This window comes from Streptomyces sp. JLBG701 (assembly GCF_058544905.1).
In genome coordinates, this window is sequence record NZ_CM178588.1 from 525,311 (window position 1) to 544,191 (window position 18,881).

At 70.3% G+C, this 18,881-nt stretch carries 20 protein-coding genes; 5 read left to right on the forward strand and 15 right to left on the reverse strand.

What is annotated here, in order from left to right; translation table 11 throughout:
* Positions 1–7: 7 nt before the first annotated feature.
* Together AC5DRG_RS02460 and AC5DRG_RS02465 are read right to left on the reverse strand one after the other, a co-directional pair.
* Entirely contained in the window at positions 8–1,156 is a 1,149-nt protein-coding gene (locus tag AC5DRG_RS02460) for a thiolase family protein (RefSeq protein WP_491807689.1), read from the reverse strand.
* Entirely contained in the window at positions 1,149–2,603 is a 1,455-nt protein-coding gene (locus AC5DRG_RS02465; RefSeq protein ID WP_491807690.1) for a class I adenylate-forming enzyme family protein, read from the reverse strand. Before AC5DRG_RS02465 ends, AC5DRG_RS02460 begins: the two co-directional genes overlap by 8 nt.
* A 66-nt stretch (positions 2,604–2,669) precedes the next feature.
* Here AC5DRG_RS02465 and AC5DRG_RS02470 point away from each other — a divergent pair, with 66 nt between their 5' ends.
* Positions 2,670–3,431, forward strand: coding sequence for an SDR family NAD(P)-dependent oxidoreductase (locus AC5DRG_RS02470; protein WP_491807691.1), 762 nt, complete (start codon positions 2,670–2,672; stop codon positions 3,429–3,431).
* A 14-nt stretch (positions 3,432–3,445) separates the two neighbouring features.
* Positions 3,446–4,195, forward strand: a complete 750-nt coding sequence (locus AC5DRG_RS02475; RefSeq protein WP_491807692.1) for an SDR family NAD(P)-dependent oxidoreductase — start codon at positions 3,446–3,448, stop codon at positions 4,193–4,195.
* A gap of 134 nt (positions 4,196–4,329) precedes the next feature.
* Here the strand turns inward: AC5DRG_RS02475 and AC5DRG_RS02480 are convergent, their stop codons facing one another.
* The 9 genes from AC5DRG_RS02480 to AC5DRG_RS02520 are packed head-to-tail and all read right to left on the reverse strand — an operon-like array spanning position 4,330 to position 13,839.
* The gene (locus AC5DRG_RS02480; protein ID WP_491807694.1) at positions 4,330–5,163 is read right to left on the reverse strand and encodes an SDR family oxidoreductase; all 834 of its coding nucleotides are present in this window, start codon (positions 5,161–5,163) and stop codon (positions 4,330–4,332) included.
* A complete protein-coding gene (locus AC5DRG_RS02485) occupies positions 5,160–5,615 on the reverse strand; it encodes a VOC family protein (protein WP_491807695.1) in 456 nt (151 codons plus the stop codon). The genes AC5DRG_RS02480 and AC5DRG_RS02485 overlap by 4 nt, the downstream gene beginning before the upstream one ends.
* Positions 5,612–6,679 (reverse strand): CaiB/BaiF CoA transferase family protein, encoded by a 1,068-nt coding sequence (locus AC5DRG_RS02490; RefSeq protein ID WP_491807696.1) that lies wholly within the window; start codon positions 6,677–6,679, stop codon positions 5,612–5,614. The genes AC5DRG_RS02485 and AC5DRG_RS02490 overlap by 4 nt, the downstream gene beginning before the upstream one ends.
* The gene (locus AC5DRG_RS02495) at positions 6,676–7,632 is read right to left on the reverse strand and encodes an LLM class F420-dependent oxidoreductase (protein ID WP_491807697.1); all 957 of its coding nucleotides are present in this window, start codon (positions 7,630–7,632) and stop codon (positions 6,676–6,678) included. The genes AC5DRG_RS02490 and AC5DRG_RS02495 overlap by 4 nt, the downstream gene beginning before the upstream one ends.
* A gap of 34 nt (positions 7,633–7,666) precedes the next feature.
* Positions 7,667–8,065 carry a cobalamin B12-binding domain-containing protein gene (locus AC5DRG_RS02500; protein ID WP_491807698.1) on the reverse strand — a complete coding sequence of 133 codons (399 nt, stop codon included), beginning with the start codon at positions 8,063–8,065 and terminating at the stop codon, positions 7,667–7,669.
* Positions 8,065–9,663, reverse strand: a complete 1,599-nt coding sequence (locus tag AC5DRG_RS02505) for a methylmalonyl-CoA mutase family protein (RefSeq protein ID WP_491807700.1) — start codon at positions 9,661–9,663, stop codon at positions 8,065–8,067. The genes AC5DRG_RS02500 and AC5DRG_RS02505 overlap by 1 nt, the downstream gene beginning before the upstream one ends.
* Positions 9,660–11,087 (reverse strand): FadD3 family acyl-CoA ligase, encoded by a 1,428-nt coding sequence (locus tag AC5DRG_RS02510; protein WP_491807701.1) that lies wholly within the window; start codon positions 11,085–11,087, stop codon positions 9,660–9,662. Before AC5DRG_RS02510 ends, AC5DRG_RS02505 begins: the two co-directional genes overlap by 4 nt.
* Entirely contained in the window at positions 11,084–12,262 is a 1,179-nt protein-coding gene (locus AC5DRG_RS02515; protein WP_491807702.1) for an amidohydrolase family protein, read from the reverse strand. The genes AC5DRG_RS02510 and AC5DRG_RS02515 overlap by 4 nt, the downstream gene beginning before the upstream one ends.
* Before the next feature lie 29 nt (positions 12,263–12,291).
* Positions 12,292–13,839 carry an AMP-binding protein gene (locus AC5DRG_RS02520; protein WP_491807703.1) on the reverse strand — a complete coding sequence of 516 codons (1,548 nt, stop codon included), beginning with the start codon at positions 13,837–13,839 and terminating at the stop codon, positions 12,292–12,294.
* 61 nt (positions 13,840–13,900) lie between these two features.
* On the opposite strand from AC5DRG_RS02520, the gene AC5DRG_RS02525 reads away from it, so the two are divergent.
* The 3 genes from AC5DRG_RS02525 to AC5DRG_RS02535 are packed head-to-tail and all read left to right on the forward strand — an operon-like array spanning position 13,901 to position 16,465.
* Positions 13,901–14,911: a 2Fe-2S iron-sulfur cluster-binding protein gene (locus AC5DRG_RS02525; RefSeq protein ID WP_491807704.1), complete on the forward strand. Its 1,011-nt coding sequence runs from the start codon at positions 13,901–13,903 to the stop codon at positions 14,909–14,911.
* Between the two features lie 32 nt (positions 14,912–14,943).
* Positions 14,944–15,663 carry an enoyl-CoA hydratase/isomerase family protein gene (locus AC5DRG_RS02530; protein WP_491807706.1) on the forward strand — a complete coding sequence of 240 codons (720 nt, stop codon included), beginning with the start codon at positions 14,944–14,946 and terminating at the stop codon, positions 15,661–15,663.
* Positions 15,656–16,465 (forward strand): alpha/beta hydrolase fold domain-containing protein, encoded by an 810-nt coding sequence (locus AC5DRG_RS02535; RefSeq protein ID WP_491807707.1) that lies wholly within the window; start codon positions 15,656–15,658, stop codon positions 16,463–16,465. Before AC5DRG_RS02530 ends, AC5DRG_RS02535 begins: the two co-directional genes overlap by 8 nt.
* Here AC5DRG_RS02535 and AC5DRG_RS02540 read toward each other — a convergent pair.
* The 4 genes from AC5DRG_RS02540 to AC5DRG_RS02555 all read right to left on the reverse strand — a co-directional run bounded on the left by AC5DRG_RS02540 (position 16,419) and on the right by AC5DRG_RS02555 (position 18,879).
* Positions 16,419–16,985, reverse strand: coding sequence for a TetR/AcrR family transcriptional regulator (locus AC5DRG_RS02540; protein ID WP_491807708.1), 567 nt, complete (start codon positions 16,983–16,985; stop codon positions 16,419–16,421). The two genes, AC5DRG_RS02535 and AC5DRG_RS02540, sit on opposite strands and share 47 nt — an antisense overlap.
* Positions 16,986–17,079: 94 nt before the next feature.
* A complete protein-coding gene (locus tag AC5DRG_RS02545) occupies positions 17,080–17,388 on the reverse strand; it encodes a DUF1330 domain-containing protein (RefSeq protein WP_491807709.1) in 309 nt (102 codons plus the stop codon).
* A 10-nt stretch (positions 17,389–17,398) separates the two neighbouring features.
* Complete coding sequence (locus AC5DRG_RS02550) at positions 17,399–17,587, reverse strand: ferredoxin (RefSeq protein ID WP_491807710.1); 189 nt, start codon at positions 17,585–17,587, stop codon at positions 17,399–17,401.
* Entirely contained in the window at positions 17,584–18,879 is a 1,296-nt protein-coding gene (locus AC5DRG_RS02555) for a cytochrome P450 (RefSeq protein WP_491807711.1), read from the reverse strand. The genes AC5DRG_RS02550 and AC5DRG_RS02555 overlap by 4 nt, the downstream gene beginning before the upstream one ends.
* Between the last annotated feature and the right edge of the window lie 2 nt (positions 18,880–18,881).

The following is an 18,881-nucleotide window of genomic DNA, read 5'->3' on the forward strand; positions in this document are numbered from 1 at the left end:
GGGCGACTTACGGCGCCGGCACCTCGATCACCGTCGCGGAGCCCATTCCGCCGCCCGCGCACATCGCCGCGACGCCGATTCCCCCGCCGCGGCGGCGCAGTTCGTGCACCAGCGTGACGAGCATCCGTGCCCCGGTCGCGGCGACCGGGTGGCCCAGGGAGCAGCCGCTGCCGTTGACGTTCACCCGGTCCGGGTCGAGGCCGAGCAGCTTGACGGCGGCGACGGGCACCGCGGCGAAGGCCTCGTTGATCTCGTACAGGTCGACGTCGCTCGTCGAAAGCCCCGCGCGGGCCAGGGCCTTGGGGATCACCTTGACCGGTGTCAGCCCGGTCTCGACGGGATCGGCGCCGATCGACGCCCACGCGCGCACGGTCGCCAGTGCGGGCAGGCCGAGGCGGTCGCTGGCCACGACCAGGGCGGCCGCGCCGTCGTTCGCGCCGCCCGCGTTGCCGGCCGTGATGCTGAAGCCCTCGATCTCCGGGTGGAGCGGCTTGAGCGAGGCGAGCTTCTCCATGCTGGTGCTGCGGCGCGGGTGTTCGTCCACGGAGAAGAGGCCGTGCGGCGTCTCGATCGGCACGATCTCGGCGTCGAACCGGCCCTCGTCGATGGCGCGTACGGCGTTGCGGTGCGAGCGCAGGGCCCACGCGTCCATGTCCTCGCGGGACAGGCCGGCCCGGACGGCGGTGTTCCAGCCCACGGTGATGGACATGTCGAGGTTGGGGGCGTCCGCCCGGTCCGGGTGGGTGGGCGGACTCCAAGGCTCGACCCACTCGCCGGCGACCCGGAAGCGCGATTTCGGGCTGGTGGAAGCCGAGTTGACGCCGCCCGCGACGACGAGTTCGTCCATGCCCGCGCGGATGCTCGCGGCGGCACTCTGTACGGCGGACAGACCGGCGGCGCAGTGCCGGTTGTGGGCGAGGCCGGGGACCGAGGTGAGTCCGACGGTCAGGGCGGCGTGGCGGGCGACGACACCGCCGCCGTAGAGGCCCTCGCCGAGGATCACGTCGTCGACCGCGGCCGGGTCCAGGCCGTCCGTCGCCGCGGCGGCCGCGACGATGTGGTGGGCCAGGTCGTAGGCGGTGGTGTCGCGCAGCGTTCCCTTGACGGCGGTGCCGACGGGGGTGCGCAGGGCGGACACGAGGACTGCTTCAGGCATGAGTCGTCTCCAGGTCGGCCAGCAGGGTGCGGCGGAGCAGCTTTCCGGTGTCGGTCTTGGGCAGTTCGGTGCGGAAGACCACGGTGTCGGGGGTCTTGGAGGAACGGAGCCGGTCCTTGACCCAGGCCCGGATCTCCTCCGGATCGCCCTCACCGACCACGACGGCGACGATCCGCTGGCCCCACTCCGCATCGGATACACCGAGCACCGCCGCCTCGACGATCCCGGGGTGGTCGAGGAGTACGTCCTCGATCTCGGCGGGAGCGATGTTCTCGCCGCCGCGAATGATCGTGTCGTCCGCGCGGCCCTCGATGAACAGGTAGCCGTCGGCGTCGAGCCGCCCCCGGTCGCGGGTCGCGAACCAGCCGTCCGCGTCCAGTGCGCTGCGCCCGCCGTACTCGCCGGAGATCTGCTCACCGCGCACGAACACCAGGCCGGTCTCCCCGGCTTCGGCCCGCTCCCCGTCGCCCCGGCGAATCTCGATCTCCACTCCGGGCAACGCCTGTCCGACGGAGCCGAGCCGGTCCCTCACGGCCGGGTCGCTCGCTGCCAGTGCCGCGCGGTGGTCGTCCGGGCCGAGGACCGCGACCGAGGACGCGGTCTCCGTGAGTCCGTACGCGTTGACGAACCCCGTCCCCGGGAAAAGCCGCAGTGCCCGCTCCACGACGGGGCGTGGAGTGCGGGCGCCGCCGTAGGCGAGGCTGCGCAGGGTCGGTGTCGCGGCACCGTCGCCATCGGGGATCTCCGCCACGATGCGGGCCAGCATCGTCGGTACCACCAGCGCGTGGGTGACACCCTCGCGCCGTACGGTCGCCAGCCACTCCCCCGGGTCGAAGGCGGGCTGGTAGACCAGGCGACGCCCCGAGTAGAGGCTCGTGAGCAGGTTCATCAACCCGGCCACGTGGTACGGCGGGAGGGCGACCAGCGCCGCGTCGCTCTCCTCGGCGGAGGCGAATTCCTGCGTGTTGAGAACGTAGGCGAGGAGATGGCGGTGGCGGAGCAGGGCCGGTTTGGGCTCGGCGGTCGTGCCGCTCGTGTAGAGGATCACCGCGACGGCGTCCTGGTCCGGTGCCTGGGCGGACGCGGGCTTCTCGTCCGGCCTGGAGTCCGGCCCGAGGTCCGTCGTGTCGCCCGGCGCCGCGAGCAGTGCGTCGAAGTCGGCGGGGCGCAGGACGAGCGCGTCGGGGTGACGGGCCAGGAGGCGCGACAACTGGTGTTCGCCGAGGCGGTAGTTGAGCGGAACGAACGGGACTCCCGCCAGGGCCGCCGCGAACAGGGCGACCGGATAGGCGAGATGGTTGGCGCCCACGTACAGAACCGCTGGGTGCCGCCGAAACCGTAGGGCGGCGGCCTGCGCGCGGTCCAGCACCTCGGAGGCGGTCAGGGAGCGGCCCTCCGCCGTCACCACCGTCCGGTCGCCGGCCGAAGCCGCCATCTCGAGAATCATGGTGAGGTTCATGAGAATGCTATTCTCACTTCAAAAGAGCCTTCCTCGCAAGAGAGGGAAACCTACATGCAGATCAGTGGGAGCTCCGCGGTCGTGGTGGGCGGGGCGGGCGGCCTGGGCGAGGCCACCGTCCGTCGCCTGCACGCGGCGGGAGCGAAGGTGGTCGTCGCCGATCTCGCCGACGAGAAGGGCAAGGCGCTGGAGGAGGAGCTGGGCATCCGCTATGTCCGCACCGACGCCACGAGCGAGGAGGACGTCCTCGCGGCGCTGGCCGAGGCGGAGGCCGCAGGACCGCTGCGGATCTCGGTGGACACACACGGCGGCCCGGCGAGCGGCGGACGGCTCATCGGAAAGGACGGTTCGCCGCTCGACCTCGCCGGCTTCCGCAAGACGATCGACGTCTATCTGACCGGCGTCTTCAACGTGCTGCGCCTGGCCGCCGCCGCGATCGCCCGCCAGGAGCCGGTCGACGGCAGCAGGGGGATCATCGTCAACACCGCGTCGATCGCGGCGTACGAAGGCCAGATCGGTCAACTCCCTTACGCCGCCGCCAAGGGCGGGGTGGTCAGCATGACCCTGGTCGCCGCCCGCGACCTGTCCCCGCTCGGCATCCGGGTGGTCACCATCGCCCCGGGCACGTTCAATACACCGGCCTACGGCAAGGCGGTCGACCAGTTGGAGGCCTACTGGGGGCCGCAGGTCCCGCATCCCCGGCGGATGGGGCAATCGCCCGAATACGCGGCTCTCGTGCAGCACATCTGCGAGAACGGCTATCTCAACGGTGAGGTCATACGCCTCGACGGTGCCCTCAGGTTCCCGCCGAAGTGAGTGAAGTGGACATCGTGAGCGGTCCGTTGAAGGGGAAGGTGGCGTTCGTCGCCGGGGCCAGCCGGGGCATCGGCCGGACGGTGGCCCTCGCGCTCGCCGAGGCCGGTGCCGCGGTCGCGGTGGCCGCACGCTCCGAGCAGGAGGGCAGGCTGCCCGGCACGATCCACTCGGTCGCCGACCGGATCGTCGAGTCGGGCGGCCGTGCGCTCGCCGTGCCCTGCGACGTCACCGACGAGACGTCGGTCGAGGCGGCCGTCGCGGCGACGGTGGCGGAGTTCGGCGGAATCGACGTTCTCGTCGCCAATGCCGGGGTCCTGTGGCTCGGCCCGGTGGAGTCCACGCCGCTCAAGCGCTGGCAACTGTCCCTGGACGTCAATCTGACCGGCGTGTTCCTCGTGACCCGGGCGGTGATTCCGCACGTACGCGCGCGTGGCGGCGGTTCGCTGGTGGCGGTGACGACCGGCGGGGTCGCGATGACCGACCGGGGCGCCAACGCGTACTGGGTCTCCAAGGCGGCCGTCGAGCGCCTCTACGTCGGACTGGCCACCGATCTGAGGTCCGACAACATCGCGGTCAACTGCCTTGCCCCGTCCCGGGTCGTCCTCACCGAAGGTTGGCTCGCGGGTGGCGGCGGTCGCGAGATCCCGCCGGAGATGGTCGAACCGCCGGAGGCGATGGCCCGGGCTGCCGTGTTCCTGGCCACCCAGGACGCCTCCGGCATCACCGGCACCGCACAGCGCTCGGAGTCGCTGTACGGAACCTGAACTCCGGGCCCCGGCGCGGGCGTACGCTCTACGACCCGCGCCGGAGTACGTCCACGATGTCGGCGGACGTGTGCCCAGCTCCTGCATCCATCCCGGCGCCTCTTCCAAGTGCCCGATTGAGCAGCCGGTGCTCGCTAGCGAGCGGCTCGTTCTTGTACGGCTGCGCACACTCCCCCGTCGACGAGAACATCGATTCCGGTGAGGAAGCCGGCCTCCGACGACAGCAGGAAGGCGACGGCCGCGGCGACCTCCTCGGGCCTGCCCTCACGCCCGAGCGGGGTCTGCTGCACGAGCGCCGTCATCCTCGGCCGGCTCGCGGCTTCCTGGCGACCCTGGGGTGTGTCGATGACGCCGGGTGAGACCGAGCAGATCCGCGCGCCGAGCGGACCGAGCCGTACCGCCTCCCGTCGTATGAAGCGGTGCACGCCGTGCTTGGCCCAGGCATACGCCGTTCCGGGGTCCTCGACGGCGGGCCCGAGTGCGTCGTGGACGCGTTCGAGGAACCGCTCGTCGAGCGGGTTGTCAAGGACTGCCCCGGCCTCGGGGGCCGCCGACATACCGCCGAGCAACGGCGCCATCGACGCGAAGCAGACGATCGCCGTGCCATCCGTGATGAGCGGGCGCAGTGCCTCGGTGAGCCGCGCGGTCCCGACGAGATCGACCTCGAAGATGCGCCGCCAGTCGGCCATGGTGGGCGAGATGCCCGCAGCGTGGGCGACGGCCCGGAGGGTGCCCAATTCACCGACACGGGCGGCGAGTTCCGCGAGACCGTCGGTGTCGGTGATGTCCAGGACGAACGGCTCGACGTCGGCTCCGTGATCCGCTGCCGATAGCTCCTTGGCCGCCGCATTCGCCGTCTCCGCGTCCCGGTCCACCAGCAGCAACGTGTCCACGAGATCGGTCATCCGCCGCGCGCAGGCCAGCCCCATCCCGCGCCCCGCGCCGGTCGCGACACCCACGGTCGTCACGCGCTTCTCCCTCCGTCGGACCAGTACTTCTCCAGCCCCGGCTGCGCCACCCGGCCCACGAGCTCGACCAGATAGCCGGTCGGGCTGCGCAGGAACGCGAACGGGGCGCCCCCGGGAGCCATACGGGACGCCTCGGTCGTAAAGCCGTGGCCGACGAGTTCGGCCATGTCCGCGGCCACGTCGTCGGACCAATAGCCGACGTGATGGATACCGGAGCCGCCCACCGGTTCCCAGAGGGTTCCAGGGATACGGCGGATGATCTCCAGCCGGGGTGACGTCTTCGAGTACGCGCATCTCATGTCGAGGACGGTGTCTCCCGTGGGCAGAGTCACCGGTAGCGGTCCGCCGAGTTCGCCGCCCCACTCGTATCCGAACGCGGAGGTGAACTCGGCCAGGGTCGCCTCGAAGTCCTCGACCACGATGCCGAGATGGAACTGGTCCTCGGCCCTCATGACTCGACGACCTGCCGAGCGGCTCCCTCGGCGCCGTGCTCGCCCAGGCGCGGCGGCGGTCCGTACGCAGGCACATACCCCGCGACCCGGACGGGACTACGGACCAACCTGAACTCGCCTGCCGTCACGACGACTTCGGGCGTGGCGGCCAGCGCCTGCGGCAGAGTCCGCACGGCGGCGGCCGGCACGCCCAACCCGCGCAACCGCGACTCCCAGGACAGCGCGGTGTCAGCGGCCAGAGCCTGCGTCACGGCGGCCAGCACCTCGTCACGGTGCGTCGCCCGCTCGGCCATGGTCGGGAAGCCCTCGACTCCGGCCTCCGCGGCGAAGGACTTCCAGAAGCCGTCGTGGGTGATGAAGAGGGCCAAGTGCCCCTCGGCCGTGGGGAAGAGCTGGGCCGGCACATAGTACGAGTGCGCGCCGAGCGGCAGACGGCGCGGCTCGGTGCCCTCGTTGAGGTAGGCGGAAGCACGGTAGTTCAGCTGCGAGAGCATCACATCCCGCAGAGTGACCTCGACTTGGCCGCCGCGCCCGGACACGATCTGGGCGAGCAGGCCGAGTGCCGCCGTGAGCCCGGTGGAGTTGTCGGCCGCGGAGTATCCCGGCAGGGTCGGCGGTCCGTCGGGATCGCCGGTGAGGGCCGCGACGCCCGTGGCCGCCTGGACGACGTAGTCGAAGGCCGGTTCGTCGCCGCTGTCCAGGCCGAAGCCGGTGAGTGCGACGCACACGATCCGCTCGTTCCAGCGCCGCAGCACGTCATAGGTGAGCCCGAGGCGGTGGATGGCCGATGGCTTGAGGTTGACCAGCAACGCGTGGGCGTCGGCGACGAGTTCACCCAACCGGTCCTGGCCGGCCGCGCTCGTGAGGTCGAGACAGACGCTGCGTTTACCCCGGTTCAGGCTGGCGAAGTAGGCGTCGCTGACCTGACGCGATATGTCCCCGCCGGGCGGCTCGATCTTGGTGACCTGGGCGCCCAGGTCGGCGAGCATCATCGTGGCGTAGGGGCCCGCCAGCATGTGGCCGACCTCCAGGATGCGGATGCCGGCGAGTGGTCCGGGGGTCATCGCAGTTCCGCCGCGAGGGAGGCGAGCATGTCCCGGGTGCGGTACTTGGAGGCGATCAGTTCGTCGCGGCCGTTGCCGATGGGCAGCAGTCGTACGGACAGATCGGTGACCCCGGCGTCCGCGAACCGCCGGAACCGGTCGGCGATGGCCGCCTCGTCGCCTGCCGCGCACAGGTCGCCGACGTCGCGCGCGTCGCCGTAGTCCAGGAGTCGCTGGTAGTTGGGCGAGATCTCCGCCTCGCCGAGGATCCGGTTGGCGCGTTCGCGTGCCGCGTCGGTCTCCGACGGGCGGCACAGGCAGACGGGGATGCCCGCGACGACGCGCGGTGCCGGGCGTCCGGCGGCCTCGGCGGCCTTGGTGATGCGCGGTACGACGTGGTCGGCGACCGCGCGTTCGTCGGCCATCCACAGCACGGTCCCGTCGGCCCGCTCGCCCGCGAGGGCCAGCATGACGGGGCCGAGGGCGGCCAGCAGGACGGGCAACGGGCCCACGGGGGCGAGGTCGATGGGGTTGTGCACGGTGAAAGTGCCGTTCTCGACGTCGACTTGGCCCGATCCGCTCAGCGCGGGATCGAGTACGTCCAGGTAGTCGCGGGTGAGCGCGGCCGGACGTTCGTACGGCAGGCCGAGCATGTCCCGGACGATCCAGTGGTGGGACGGTCCGATACCCAGGGCGAGTCGTCCGCCGGCCGCGGCCTGCGCGGACAGCGCCTGCCGGGCCAGGGCGATCGGGTGCTGGGCCTGGATGGGGACCACCGCCGTGCCCAGTTCGATCCGCTCGGTGCGGGCGCCCATCAGCGCCACCGCCGTGAGCGCGTCGAAGTCAGTCGGGATCTGCGGCACCCAGGCGGTGTCCAGTCCCGCCTTCTCGGCCCAGGTCACGTCGTCGATCATTCGCGCGACCTTGCGCGCGGAGTCCCCGCGTTCGGGGCCGATCATCACGCCGATCCGCACAACACTGCCTCCCAGTCGTGGATATGACGTCGCGTCATGTTGTGGCTACGGCCGTCAGGGCACGGATCTGCGTCACGATGGCGTCGAGTGCCGTGCCCGTGGGGAAGACCGCTGCCGCTCCGGCGGCCGTGAGTCGGGGCACGTCGGCGGGCGGAATGGTGCCGCCGACCACGACCGCGATGTCGTCGCCGCCTGCCGCGCGCAGGCCCTCGATCACCCTTGTGGTGAGGGCGAGATGGGCGCCGGACAGGATGCTGAGGCCGACGACGGCGACGTCCTCCTGAAGGGCGGTCGCCACGATGGTGTCGACGCGCTGGCGGATGCCGGTGAACACCACCTCGAAGCCCGCGTCGCGCAGTGTGCGAGCGACGATCTTGGCTCCGCGGTCGTGGCCGTCGAGACCGGGCTTGGCGATCAGGACGCGGGCCGCCATCAGAACACCACCGGCTGCTGGAATTCGCCCCACACGGCCTTCAGCGCGGTGACCATCTCCCCGACCGTGCAGTAGGCGTTCGCGCAGTCGACGAGCCGGGGCATGAGGTTTTCGGTGCCTTCCGCGGCACGGGCCAGGTCGGCGAGGCGGGTGCGGACGGTCGCGGTGTCGCGGGATGCCTTCACCGAGGCGAGCCGCTTCAGCTGTCGTTCACGGCCCTCGGCGTCCAGTTCGTACGTCGCGAGGTCGGGCGGCGGCTCGTCGGAGACGAAGCGGTTGACCCCGACGACCGGCCGAATGCCCGCCTCGACGTCGCGGTGAAGCTGGTAGGCCTCGTCGGCGATGAGCGTCTGCAGATAGCCGTCCTCGATGACCCGGACCATCCCCCCGTGCCGCTCCAGGTCCTCCATGATCTCCACGATGCGGGCCTCGGTGGCGTCGGTGAGCGCCTCCACGAAGTACGAGCCGCCGAGCGGGTCGGCGACGCGGGCGACGCCCGTCTCGTGGGCGAGGATCTGCTGGGTGCGCAGCGCCAGCGTCGCCGACTCCTCGCTGGGCAGGGCGAACGGCTCGTCCCAGGCGGCCGTGAACATCGACTGCACGCCGCCGAGCACGGAGGCCAGCGCCTCGTACGCCACCCGGACGGTGTTGTTCTGCGCCTGGGGCGCGTAGAGGGAGGCGCCGCCCGCGACGCAGCCGAAGCGGAACATCGCCGCCTTGTCGCTGCCCGCCCCGTACCGCTCCCGTACGATCGTGGCCCAACGCCTGCGTCCCGCACGGTATTTGGCGACCTCTTCGAAGAAGTCGCCGTGGGTGTAGAAGAAGAAGGAGATCTGCGGGGCGAACTGATCGATCGTCATACGGCCGCGGGCCAGCACGGTGTCGCAGTAGGTGACGCCGTCGGCGAGGGTGAACGCCATTTCCTGTACGGCGTTGGCGCCTGCGTCGCGGAAGTGCGAGCCGGCGACGGAGATCGCGTTGAACCTGGGCACCTCGGCGGCGCAGAACTCGATGGTGTCGGCGATCAGGCGCAGGGACGGTTCGGCCGGCCAGATCCAGGTGCCGCGGGACGCGTACTCCTTGAGAATGTCGTTCTGGATCGTGCCGGTGAGTTTCTCGCGGGGCACGCCGCTGCGTTCGGCGGCGGCCACGTAGAAGGCCAGCAGGATCGCGGCCGTTCCGTTGATGGTGAAGCTGGTGCTGATCCGGTCGAGGGGGATGCCCTCGAAGAGGACCTCGGCGTCGGCGAGGGTGTCGACGGCGACCCCGACGCGGCCGACCTCCTCGCTCACCTCGGGGTCGTCGGAGTCGTAGCCGCACTGGGTGGGCAGGTCGAGCGCCACGGAGAGACCGGTGCCGCCCTGGCCGAGGAGATAGTGGTATCGGCGGTTGGACTCCTCGGCGGTGCCGAATCCGGAGTACTGCCGGATCGTCCACAGCCGGCCTCGGTAGCCGGAGGCGTAGTTGCCCCGTGTGAAGGGGAACTTTCCCGGCTCGGGCGGATCGGCGCTTCTGTCGTCCGGTCCGTAGACCGACTTGAGGGGGATGCCGGACGCGGTGTGCGTGAGGTCGTCCGGGGGTGTGTTCGCAGGTGTCATCGCAGCAGGTCCTTCATCACCTTGCCGGTGGCGTTCAGCGGCAGCTCGTCGAGGAACTCCACGGACCTGGGCACCTTGAACCCGGCCATCCGCGTACGGCTCCAGTCGGTCAACTCGTCGGCGGAGAGCGGGCCTTCCCGTACGACGAAGGCCTTCCCCACCTGGCCCAGGCGCTCGTCCGGCACGCCGATGACGGCGACCTGGGCGACCGCCGGATGCTCAAGGAGGAAGCCCTCGATCTCGGCGGGGTAGGCGTTGAAGCCGCCGACGATGAACATGTCCTTCTTGCGGCCGACGATCCGCAGATGGCCCCGGTCGTCGAGGGTTCCGAGGTCGCCGGTGTGCAGCCAGCCGTCCGCGTCGATGGTCTCGGCGGTGGCTTCCAGGTCGTTGAGGTAGCCGAGCATGACGCTGTAGCCGCGCACCAGCACCTCGCCGTCGTCGGCGACCCGGACCTCGACACCGTCGCAGGGGGTGCCGACCGTCGTGGCGATGTCCTCGAAGGAGTCGCCGGGCCGGGAGGCGGTGACCGTCCCCGCCTCGGTCAGGCCGTACCCCGTCATGATCGACCGGAAAGGCAGTTCGCTCACGACCCGGCGGATCAGCTCGACGGGGATGTCGGCGGCCCCGGTGACCGCCACCCGCAGCGAGGACAGGTCCCGCTTGTCCCGCGCCGCCAGCAGGGAGTGGTAGAGGGTGGGCGGGCCGGGCAGGACCGTCACCTTCTCCCGCTCCACCAGGTCGAGCACGTGGTCCACGTCGAAGACCGGCACGGGCAGGATGGTGGCGCCCCGGATCAGGGAGGCGATGCAGCCGGCCTTGTAGCCGAAGATGTGGAAGAACGGGTTGACGATCAGATAGCGGTCACCCTCGCGCAGCCCGGCAAGGTCGCACCACTCGGTGTAGAGGCGGAGCGTCTGCGCGTGGGTCATCAGAACGCCCTTGGGCCGCCCGGTCGTTCCCGAGGTGAACGCGATGTCGGCCACATGCTCGCCGCTCACCTCGCGCTCGAACGGCGAGCCGCTCGCCAGGAAGTCCGACTTCAGGTCGATGACCGGAACCCCCGGCGGAGCGGTGAACTCCAGGTCGAGGAAGCCCTGTTGCACCAGGACCGCCTTCGCCCCGCTGCGGCCGATGATGTCGTGCGCCTCGTCCGCCTTGAACCGGGTGTTGACGGGGACGAGCACTCCGCCGGCGGTCAGCAGGCCGAAGGCCGCGATGATCCACTCGGCGGAGTTGGGTGCCCAGACGGCGACCCGGTCGCCCTTGTCGATCCCGGCCGACGCGAAGGCGCCCGCCGCCACCCGTACCCGCTCCACGAGTTCGGTGAAGGTGAGCCGGAGCGGGCCGTCCACGACGGCTTCTGCGTCACCGAAGCGGTCGGCCGCGCTCAGCACCATCCGCGGAATGGTTTCCCAAGTCATGTGCTGATCAGCCGGGCGAGGTTGCCGCCCATGATCTTGGCCTGGTCGGTCTCGCTCATGCCCTTGATCGCGTCGATGTACGTCACGGGGTCGGCGAGGCCCTCGGGGTGGGGGTAGTCGGAGCCGAACAGCACCCGCTCGACACCGATGATCTTGGACAGTGCGGCCATGTCCTCCTCCCAGAACGGGCTGATGTGGATCCGGTTCCTGACCTCTTCGACCGGGTCGCCCAGGAAGCCCTTCGGCTGCTTCTTGTAGACGTCGGTGAGCTGGTCGAGGAGCGGCACCAGCCAGGAGGAGCCGTTCTCGATGACCGCGACCTTGAGTTCCGGGAAGCGGAAGAGCGCTCCGTGGCAGACCCAGGAGGCCACCGAGTCGGTGACCGGCCGCCATTCGCCCAGCATCCGGAAGACCTGTGCCTGGAAGGGCGTCATCTCCTGGCTCTTGCCCTCCCAGTCGCCGGCGTACCGGGAGTAGCCGCTGTCGGAGGAGTGCATCGCCACCAGCACGCCCGCCTCCTCCACCCGCTTCCAGAACGGGTCGAACTCCGGCAGCGCGAAGGACCGCGATCCGCCGTAGCCGGGGACCGGGGCCGGCCGGACGAGAATCGCCCTCGCGCCGCGCTCAAGACACCACTCCAACTCGGCGATGGCCTTGTCCAGGATCGGCAGGCTGATCACCGGCGTGGTGAAGATCCGGTCCTTGTAGTTGAACTGCCAGGTCTCGTGCAGCCACTGGTTGAGCGAGTGGACGACGACATGGATGAGCTCCGGATCGTCCCGCATCCGTTCCTCGACCAGGCTCGCCAGTGTCGGGAACATCAGGGTCTGCTGGATCCCCAGGTCGTCCATGAGCTCCAGGCGGGGCCCGGGCTCACGGAACGCGGGAATCGACCGCATCGGCTCGCCGAACAGCTCCCGGTGCGACTTGCCCTCCGGGTTGCCCTCCCGGAAGTAGTCCTCCCACGCCCCCGGCCGGGCGACGACCTCGAACGTGGGATTGGGGATGTAGTCGCTGATCTGACCGCGGATGGCGATCTTCGTACGGCCCTTCACCTGCACGTACTGGATGGCGCTCGCGTACTGCTTGGGCAGGTACCGGGTGAGCGCGTCCTCCGTCTCGTACAGGTGGTTGTCCGCGTCGAAGAGCGGATACGGCAGCGCACGCGATGGCATGAGATCCTCCTTCGCTGAATACGAGAATGCTATTCTCCAGATCCTCGCACGGCAATGTCCCGACGGAGAACGTACTTCTGGACCTTGCCGCTCGCCGTCCGCGGGAACTCGTCGACGGCGTGCAGTTCCTCCGGCCACTTCTGGCGGGCCAGGCCCGCACGTTCGAAGTGGGCCCGCAGCTCGTCGAGCGTGGGCAGCCGCCCACCGGGTTTCAGGCGCACGACCGCGGCCGCGTGTTCGCCGAGCCGGGCGTCGGGAGCGCCCACGACCGCGGCCTCGGCGACGGCCGGCAGGGCGAGGACCACCTCCTCGACCTCCAGCGCGCTGATGTTCTCGCCGCCGCGGATGATGACGTCGGACTTGCGGTCGGTGATGGTGAGATAGCCGTCCTCGTCGAGAACGCCGATGTCGCCCGTGCGGTACCAGCCGTCCTCGTCGAAGGCCGCCGCGGTCAGGGCTGGATCGGTGTAGCCGAGACAGAGGTCCGGGCCCCGGCTGAGGATCTCGCCGTCGGCGGCGAGGCGGATCTCCACGCCGGGAAGCGCGTTTCCGTCGGTCTGCAGGCGCTTGCGCTCGGGCGCGGTGTACAGGGAGCCGGTGATCGAGGGGTGCTCGGTGCTGCCGTAGGAGCGGAACACCGTGATGCCCAGGCGTGCCAGGCGGGTGGTGACGGCCACCGGGACCGAGGAGCCGCCGAGGCCCGCGTACTTCATGCCCGCCAGGTGTTCGGGTGTGTAGTCGGGATGATCGAGCAGGCTCGTCATGTAGTACGCGGCCCCGCCACCGACGGTCAGCCCGTCCCGCCGCATCAACTCCAGTGCCTGGCCCGGGTCCCAGGTGTCGGCGAGGTTGACCTCGGTGCCGTCCAGGACCGGGATCAGAAAGGCGTTGATCATGCCGATGAAGTGGCCGATGGGGGCCGCGGTGAGCTGTCGTCCCCGGTCCGGCGGGTAGAGCCCGGCCAGTTGGCGGGTTTCGAAGCCGAGCGTCTGGTGGCTGTGCACGACGCCCTTGGGGTCGCGGGTGGTGCCGGAGGTGAAGGCGATCAGGGCCGGTCCGGCCGGGTCGGTCGCGAGGACGCCGGACATCGGCTCGTCGGCGAGCAGGTCGTCGAAGTCGCGCCCCACGACGCCGACCACGGGCACGTCCGCGCAGAGGTCGGCCTGGTACCGCAGATGTCCGAAGTTCTCGGCCGTGACGAAGACACGCGGCCTGACCGTGTCGAGGATGTAGCCGACCTCCTTGCGCCCGTAGAAGTGGACGACCGGCACCACGACCGCGCCGAGCAGCGCGGACGCCCAGAAGAGCGCGGCGGCCTCCATCCAGTTGGGCAGTTGGCAGGCGACGACGTCACCGGGGCCGACGCCCCGTGAGCGCAGTCCGGCGGCCAGCCTGCGGGCGGTCCGTTCGACGTCGGCGAAGGTCCCCTCCCAGGGCCGGACGGCCGAGTGGACCCGGAACCTGGTCCGGGGAGCGGCGGCCAGCCCCTGCGCCAGCAGATCACCGATGGTCTCCCTGGTCCACCAGCCCTCCGCCTCGTAGCGCTTGGTCAGATCGGCGGGGATCGTACGCACCATGAGAACCCCCTCTCGTCATTGAGAATTGCACTCTCTCAAAGCGAGAAGGTAAATTCCATACATGGCACGAGACCATGGGTTCCATCCGGTGCGGATCACGCGGGTCGTCCAGGAGACGGCCGACGCGCGCACGTACGTGCTCGACGCCCCCTTCCGCTACCAGGCGGGCCAGTTCCTGACCATCAAGGCCTGCGGCACGCTGCGCAGTTACTCGATGTCGAGTTCGCCGGACACCGACACCGAGCTCATGACGACCGTGAAGCGGGTCCCCGGCGGACTGGTCTCGAACTGGATGCACGATCATCTGGGCCCCGGCGACCTCATCGAGACCACGCTGCCCGCCGGGGTCTTCTGTCTGCGGGAGACCACCGCTCCCCTGCTCGCGTTCTGCGGAGGCAGCGGCATCACGCCGATCCTGTCGCTCGTGAAGACCGCGCTGGCCACGACCACGCGGCGGGTCAGGGTGCTGGCGGCCAACCGGGACGCCGGCTCGGTCATCTTCGCCTCGGCGCTCGCCGAGTTGACCGCACGGTATCCGGACCACTTCGAGGTCCGCCATCATCTGGACATACAACACGGATTCGTGACACCGGCCCGGCTGCGCGACTTCGTCGGCGGTGACCTGGACGCCGACTTCTACCTCTGCGGACCCACTCCCTTCATGGAGTTGACCGAGCAGGCGCTTCTCGGCCTCGGTGCCGCCGAGCAGCAGATCTTCGTCGAGCGGTTCGCGTCGTCCGCCGGCGGCGAGACCGGGGCCGCGGAACCCGACAATGACCGGACACCGGACACCGGCGACCGCACGGTGACGATCGTGCTGGACGGCAAGAAGCACACGGTCCCGCAGCATCCCGGCGAGACCTTTCTGGAGAGCGCGCGCCGCGCCGGTGTCACCCCGCCCTTCTCCTGCGAGGCGGGCAACTGCGCCACCTGCATGGCGCGGATCACCGAGGGCGGCGCGAGGATGCGCGCCAATCACGCCCTGGACGACGACGAGATCGCCGACGGCTGGATCCTCACCTGCCAGGGCGTTCCGGAGACCGAGCACGTGACCGTCGTCTACGAGGACTGAGCCGACCGCCCACATCCCACCCGGGGAGCAGCATGGACGTAGATCTGGAACTGGACCGGGGCCTGGCCGTCATCACCATCGACCGGCCCCACGCACGCAACGCCATCGCGCCCTCGACCATGGACGAGTTGGACAAGGCCCTGGACGCCGCCGCGGGTGCCCGCGCGCTCGTCGTCACCGGGGCCGGTGACCGGGCGTTCGTCTCCGGTGGCGACCTCAAGGAGCTCAGTGCCATCCGGACCGAGGAGGACGCCATGGCCATGGCGCTGCGCATGCGGGGAATCTGCGATCGGATAGCGGCCTTCCCCGGACCGGTGATCGCCGCTCTCAACGGGCATGCGCTCGGCGGTGGGGCGGAGGTGGCGGTGAGCGCCGACATCAGGGTGGCCGCCGAGCACATCAAGATCGGCTTCACCCAGGCGACCTTGGCGATCATGCCCGCGTGGGGCGGCGCCGAGCGGCTGGCCACGCTCGTGGGCAAGGGCCGGGCCCTGATGCTCGCCGGCGCCGGGACCATGCTCGACGCCGCCGAGGCGCAGCGGGTCGGACTGGTGGACCTGGTGCTGACGCGCACCGAGTTCGCCGAGGGCTGGCGCGCCCTGGCGAGGTCGCTCGCCACGAACCCGGCGCGGGAGATCAAGCGAGTGATGACCGGGGCCATACCGGAGGAGGAGGCGGCCCGCGCCTTCGCCCGCCTCTGGGTGGCCGACGAACACTGGCAGGCAGCGGAGAGGATGAAGTCCCGTGGGTGACCTACGAGTTGAGACGACAAGCGCCCGGGCCGACATGACCGACGTACGGGAGGACGCGAATCCCTCGTCGACGGGCCTGGGGCATGCACGCGTCGAGTCGACCCCGGTGGGGCCGGTCGTGCGGCCGCCGGAGCCCACCGATCTGGTCGTCCTGTATCTGCACGGGGACCGGCGTCTGTCGGGCTCCCCGGAGGCGGCGATCGACCTGGCCGAGCGGCTCGCGCTGCGGACGGGCGCGGTCGTCGTCTGCCCGCGCTACCGGGCCTCGTTCCCCGGCGCTCTCGACGACGTCCACGCCGTATACGGTTCCTGCCAGGCGCGTGGCCCCGTCGCGGTGGCGGGCGAGCGGCTGGGGGCCGGGCTCGCGGCCTCCCTGCTGGTCCGGTTGCGGGACATGGGGGCTGCGGCTCCGACGTGCGCGATGCTGAGTTCGGCGCTGCTCGATCTGACGCTGGACGCGCCGAGTCTGCTGCTCAACGCGGCCGCCGATCCCACCTTCGACGTCGACGAACTCCGGACGCGCGCCGCGCTCTACTGCGCCGGCACCGACCCCGCCAACCCGCTGCTGAGCCCGCTGCACGCCAACCTGCACGGGCTGCCGCCCATCCAGTTGCTGGCGGCGGGCACGGATCCGCTCCTGGACGACTCCCTCGCCTTCGCCGCCCGCGCGGCCCATTCCGGCGTCGCGGTGGATCTGCGGGTACGGCCGGACTCGGTGAGCCTGCATCCCGAAACCGTCCCGGCGATGGCCGACTTCATTCAGGCGTGGGCCCCAGCAGGACGGTCACCACGTCCCGCATGATCTCGGGATAGTCGGTGTGCTCCTCGTCCAGCAGCCACTGTTGCTGCATCCCTTCGAGCATCGCGACCAGGGCCGTGGCGACGGCTCGGGGGGTCAGGCCGCTCGGCAGGCGCTCACCGTAGAGCTCGGTGAGCGTCTCGACGGCGTGGTCCTGGATCCCCTGGTAGTAGTCGTGGCAGAACTGCTGGGCGGGGTCGCTCCCGGTGACCCCCTCGGCCACCAGCACGCTGTGGATCTGGGCGAGCCCGACGTTCTTGTGGTCGTAGGCGATGACCTCGGCGAGCAGGCTGGGCAGGTCCTTGTCCGCGTGGCCGTCGGCCAGATGCTCGCGGGTGAGGTCCTCCCTGAGCTGGACGAGCGCGAGGAGAAGCCGCTTCTTGCTCGGGAAGTAGTGCAGTACGCCCTGCCGGGTCAGACCCGCGCGCTCCGCCACCGCGTCGATCGAGGCCCGCCGGTAGCCGCGCTCGGCGAACACCGCCAGGGCCGCGTCCAGGATCGCCTCGCGCTGGGCCGTCGTCATGGAGAACCCCTTCCGCCACGGACACACCGATGTGACATTACGGTTTCCGTCACGCGCAGGGGACCCTTCCGGCCACGGCCTCTGGCCCGTGTCGCTATCGGCCCGGCGGTATCTCCATGCCGGAGACGATCACGGCGTTGGTTTCGGCCGCCGCGTGCCGCAGTGGCTTCGCCGCTGCGTACGCGGCCGATTCGTACCAGGCCCGTGCCGCTTCTACCGATTCAAATTCGAGAACGACGGTCCGGTCACCGTGCCACTCGCCTTCGAGCACCTGCGGTCGATCGTCGACCGCGAGCACCCTGGCACCGCTCCCGACGATCGACGGTGCGGCCGCGCGGCTGTAGGCGTCCATGCCCGCCGGGTCTTTCACGGACTCGGTGAGAATGACGTATCCCTTCGGCATCCGCTCCCTCTCAGCTCAGGGTGATGGCCCGTTCGGGGCAGCTGCCCGCAGCGGAGCGAACCGTTTCCTCGTGTTCGGCGGGGATCTCGGGGGTGAGGACGACCGCGTAGCCGTCGTCGATCAGGTCGAACACCTCGGGGCAGATCGACCAGCAGACGCCGTGGCCGCGGCATCGGTCCTCGTCGACGGTGGCCTTCATTCGGCGCTCTCCCCGGCGAGCGTGAACTCCAGGTTGAGGTGGGTCAGTCCACGCAGGATGTAGGTCGGCAGATAGCGGAAGGTGCGGGCGTCCGCGGGGCCGTGGACGCGCTCGGAGATCCTGATGTCGGCAGTGCGCTCGAGGATCCGCTCGATGCCCACCCGGGCCTCGGCGCGTGCGAGCGGCGCTCCGGGGCAGGTGTGGATGCCGCGGCCGAACGCGAGGTGGTGGCGGGCGTTGGCGCGGGTCGGGTCGAAGGTTCCCGGGTCCTCGAAGTGTCGCGGGTCGCGGTTGGCGGCGCCGTTGAGGACCATGAGCGTGGTCCCCGCGGGTACGTCGACTCCGCCCACCGTGGCCGGTACGCGGGACAACCTGAAGTCGCCCTTGATGGGGCTCTCCGTGCGCAGGGTCTCCTCGATGAAGTTGGGGATGCGGTCGCGCTCGGTGCGCAACAGGTGCTGCAGCTCGGGGTCTTCGGCGATCAGCAGGAGGGCGTTGCTCAGCAGCCTGACGGTGGTCTCCTGACCGGCGGCGAAGAGGTTGGTGGCGACCCTGGCGACATCGGCGACGTCCGGGGTCGAACCGTCGGGGAACTTCGCGGTGGCCAGGCCCGTGATCACGTCCTCGCGGGGTTCGCGGCGGCGCTCCTCGACATAGGCCGAGAACTGCCCGTAGAGGTACTCAAGCGGCGAGTACGCCACCTCTCCGTCCGTGCTCCCGACGCCGGCGCCGGCGTGCGGCCGGTGCTGGAGACCCTCGACGAACGAGTTCTTGTCCTCGTCGGGCACGCCGAGCAGATCGGCGATGACCGTCAGGGTGAAGGGCCCGGCGAACCCGCTGATGAACTCGCCCTCGCCGCCCACGAGATAGGCGTCGAGCTGGGCGTCGGCGAGGTGCCACATGGACGCCTCGTTCTCCTTGAGGCGCCTCGGGGTGATCAGCCGCATCAGCAGTCCGCGGTGGTCCGTGTGCATGGGCGGGTCGAGCGTCGGCAGCTGGTCGCTCATCGGGAGCTGGTCCCGGTGCCGCTCGATCAGCTCACTCACGTCGTCGCCTTCGAGCGGAACCGGGAACCCGGGGAAGGGACCGGTCACCGAGAGACAGGACGAGAACGTGTCGGAGTCGTTGAGAACCTGCACCGCCTCCTCGTACCCGGTCACCATCATCACGTCGTGGTGGCTCTCGCGGTGCACGGGGCACTTCCCGCGCAGGGCCTCGAAATATGAGTAGGGGTCCGCGACGACCTGTTCGTCGCGGAAGAAGTCGATCGCCTCGAAATCGATGTCCTTCACAG

Bases quoted from the DNA above. Each gene is read 5' to 3' on its own strand.
- AC5DRG_RS02460 (WP_491807689.1), bottom strand. From the start codon at position 1,156: ATGCCTGAAGCAGTCCTCGTGTCCGCCCTGCGCACCCCCGTCGGCACC.
- AC5DRG_RS02465 (WP_491807690.1), bottom strand. From the start codon at position 2,603: ATGATTCTCGAGATGGCGGCTTCGGCCGGCGACCGGACGGTGGTGACG.
- AC5DRG_RS02470 (WP_491807691.1), top strand. From the start codon at position 2,670: ATGCAGATCAGTGGGAGCTCCGCGGTCGTGGTGGGCGGGGCGGGCGGC.
- AC5DRG_RS02485 (WP_491807695.1), bottom strand. From the start codon at position 5,615: ATGAGGGCCGAGGACCAGTTCCATCTCGGCATCGTGGTCGAGGACTTC.
- AC5DRG_RS02490 (WP_491807696.1), bottom strand. From the start codon at position 6,679: ATGACCCCCGGACCACTCGCCGGCATCCGCATCCTGGAGGTCGGCCAC.
- AC5DRG_RS02500 (WP_491807698.1), bottom strand. From the start codon at position 8,065: ATGGCGGCCCGCGTCCTGATCGCCAAGCCCGGTCTCGACGGCCACGAC.
- AC5DRG_RS02505 (WP_491807700.1), bottom strand. From the start codon at position 9,663: ATGACACCTGCGAACACACCCCCGGACGACCTCACGCACACCGCGTCC.
- AC5DRG_RS02510 (WP_491807701.1), bottom strand. From the start codon at position 11,087: ATGACTTGGGAAACCATTCCGCGGATGGTGCTGAGCGCGGCCGACCGC.
- AC5DRG_RS02515 (WP_491807702.1), bottom strand. From the start codon at position 12,262: ATGCCATCGCGTGCGCTGCCGTATCCGCTCTTCGACGCGGACAACCAC.
- AC5DRG_RS02520 (WP_491807703.1), bottom strand. From the start codon at position 13,839: ATGGTGCGTACGATCCCCGCCGATCTGACCAAGCGCTACGAGGCGGAG.
- AC5DRG_RS02525 (WP_491807704.1), top strand. From the start codon at position 13,901: ATGGCACGAGACCATGGGTTCCATCCGGTGCGGATCACGCGGGTCGTC.
- AC5DRG_RS02530 (WP_491807706.1), top strand. From the start codon at position 14,944: ATGGACGTAGATCTGGAACTGGACCGGGGCCTGGCCGTCATCACCATC.
- AC5DRG_RS02540 (WP_491807708.1), bottom strand. From the start codon at position 16,985: ATGACGACGGCCCAGCGCGAGGCGATCCTGGACGCGGCCCTGGCGGTG.
- AC5DRG_RS02545 (WP_491807709.1), bottom strand. From the start codon at position 17,388: ATGCCGAAGGGATACGTCATTCTCACCGAGTCCGTGAAAGACCCGGCG.
- AC5DRG_RS02550 (WP_491807710.1), bottom strand. From the start codon at position 17,587: ATGAAGGCCACCGTCGACGAGGACCGATGCCGCGGCCACGGCGTCTGC.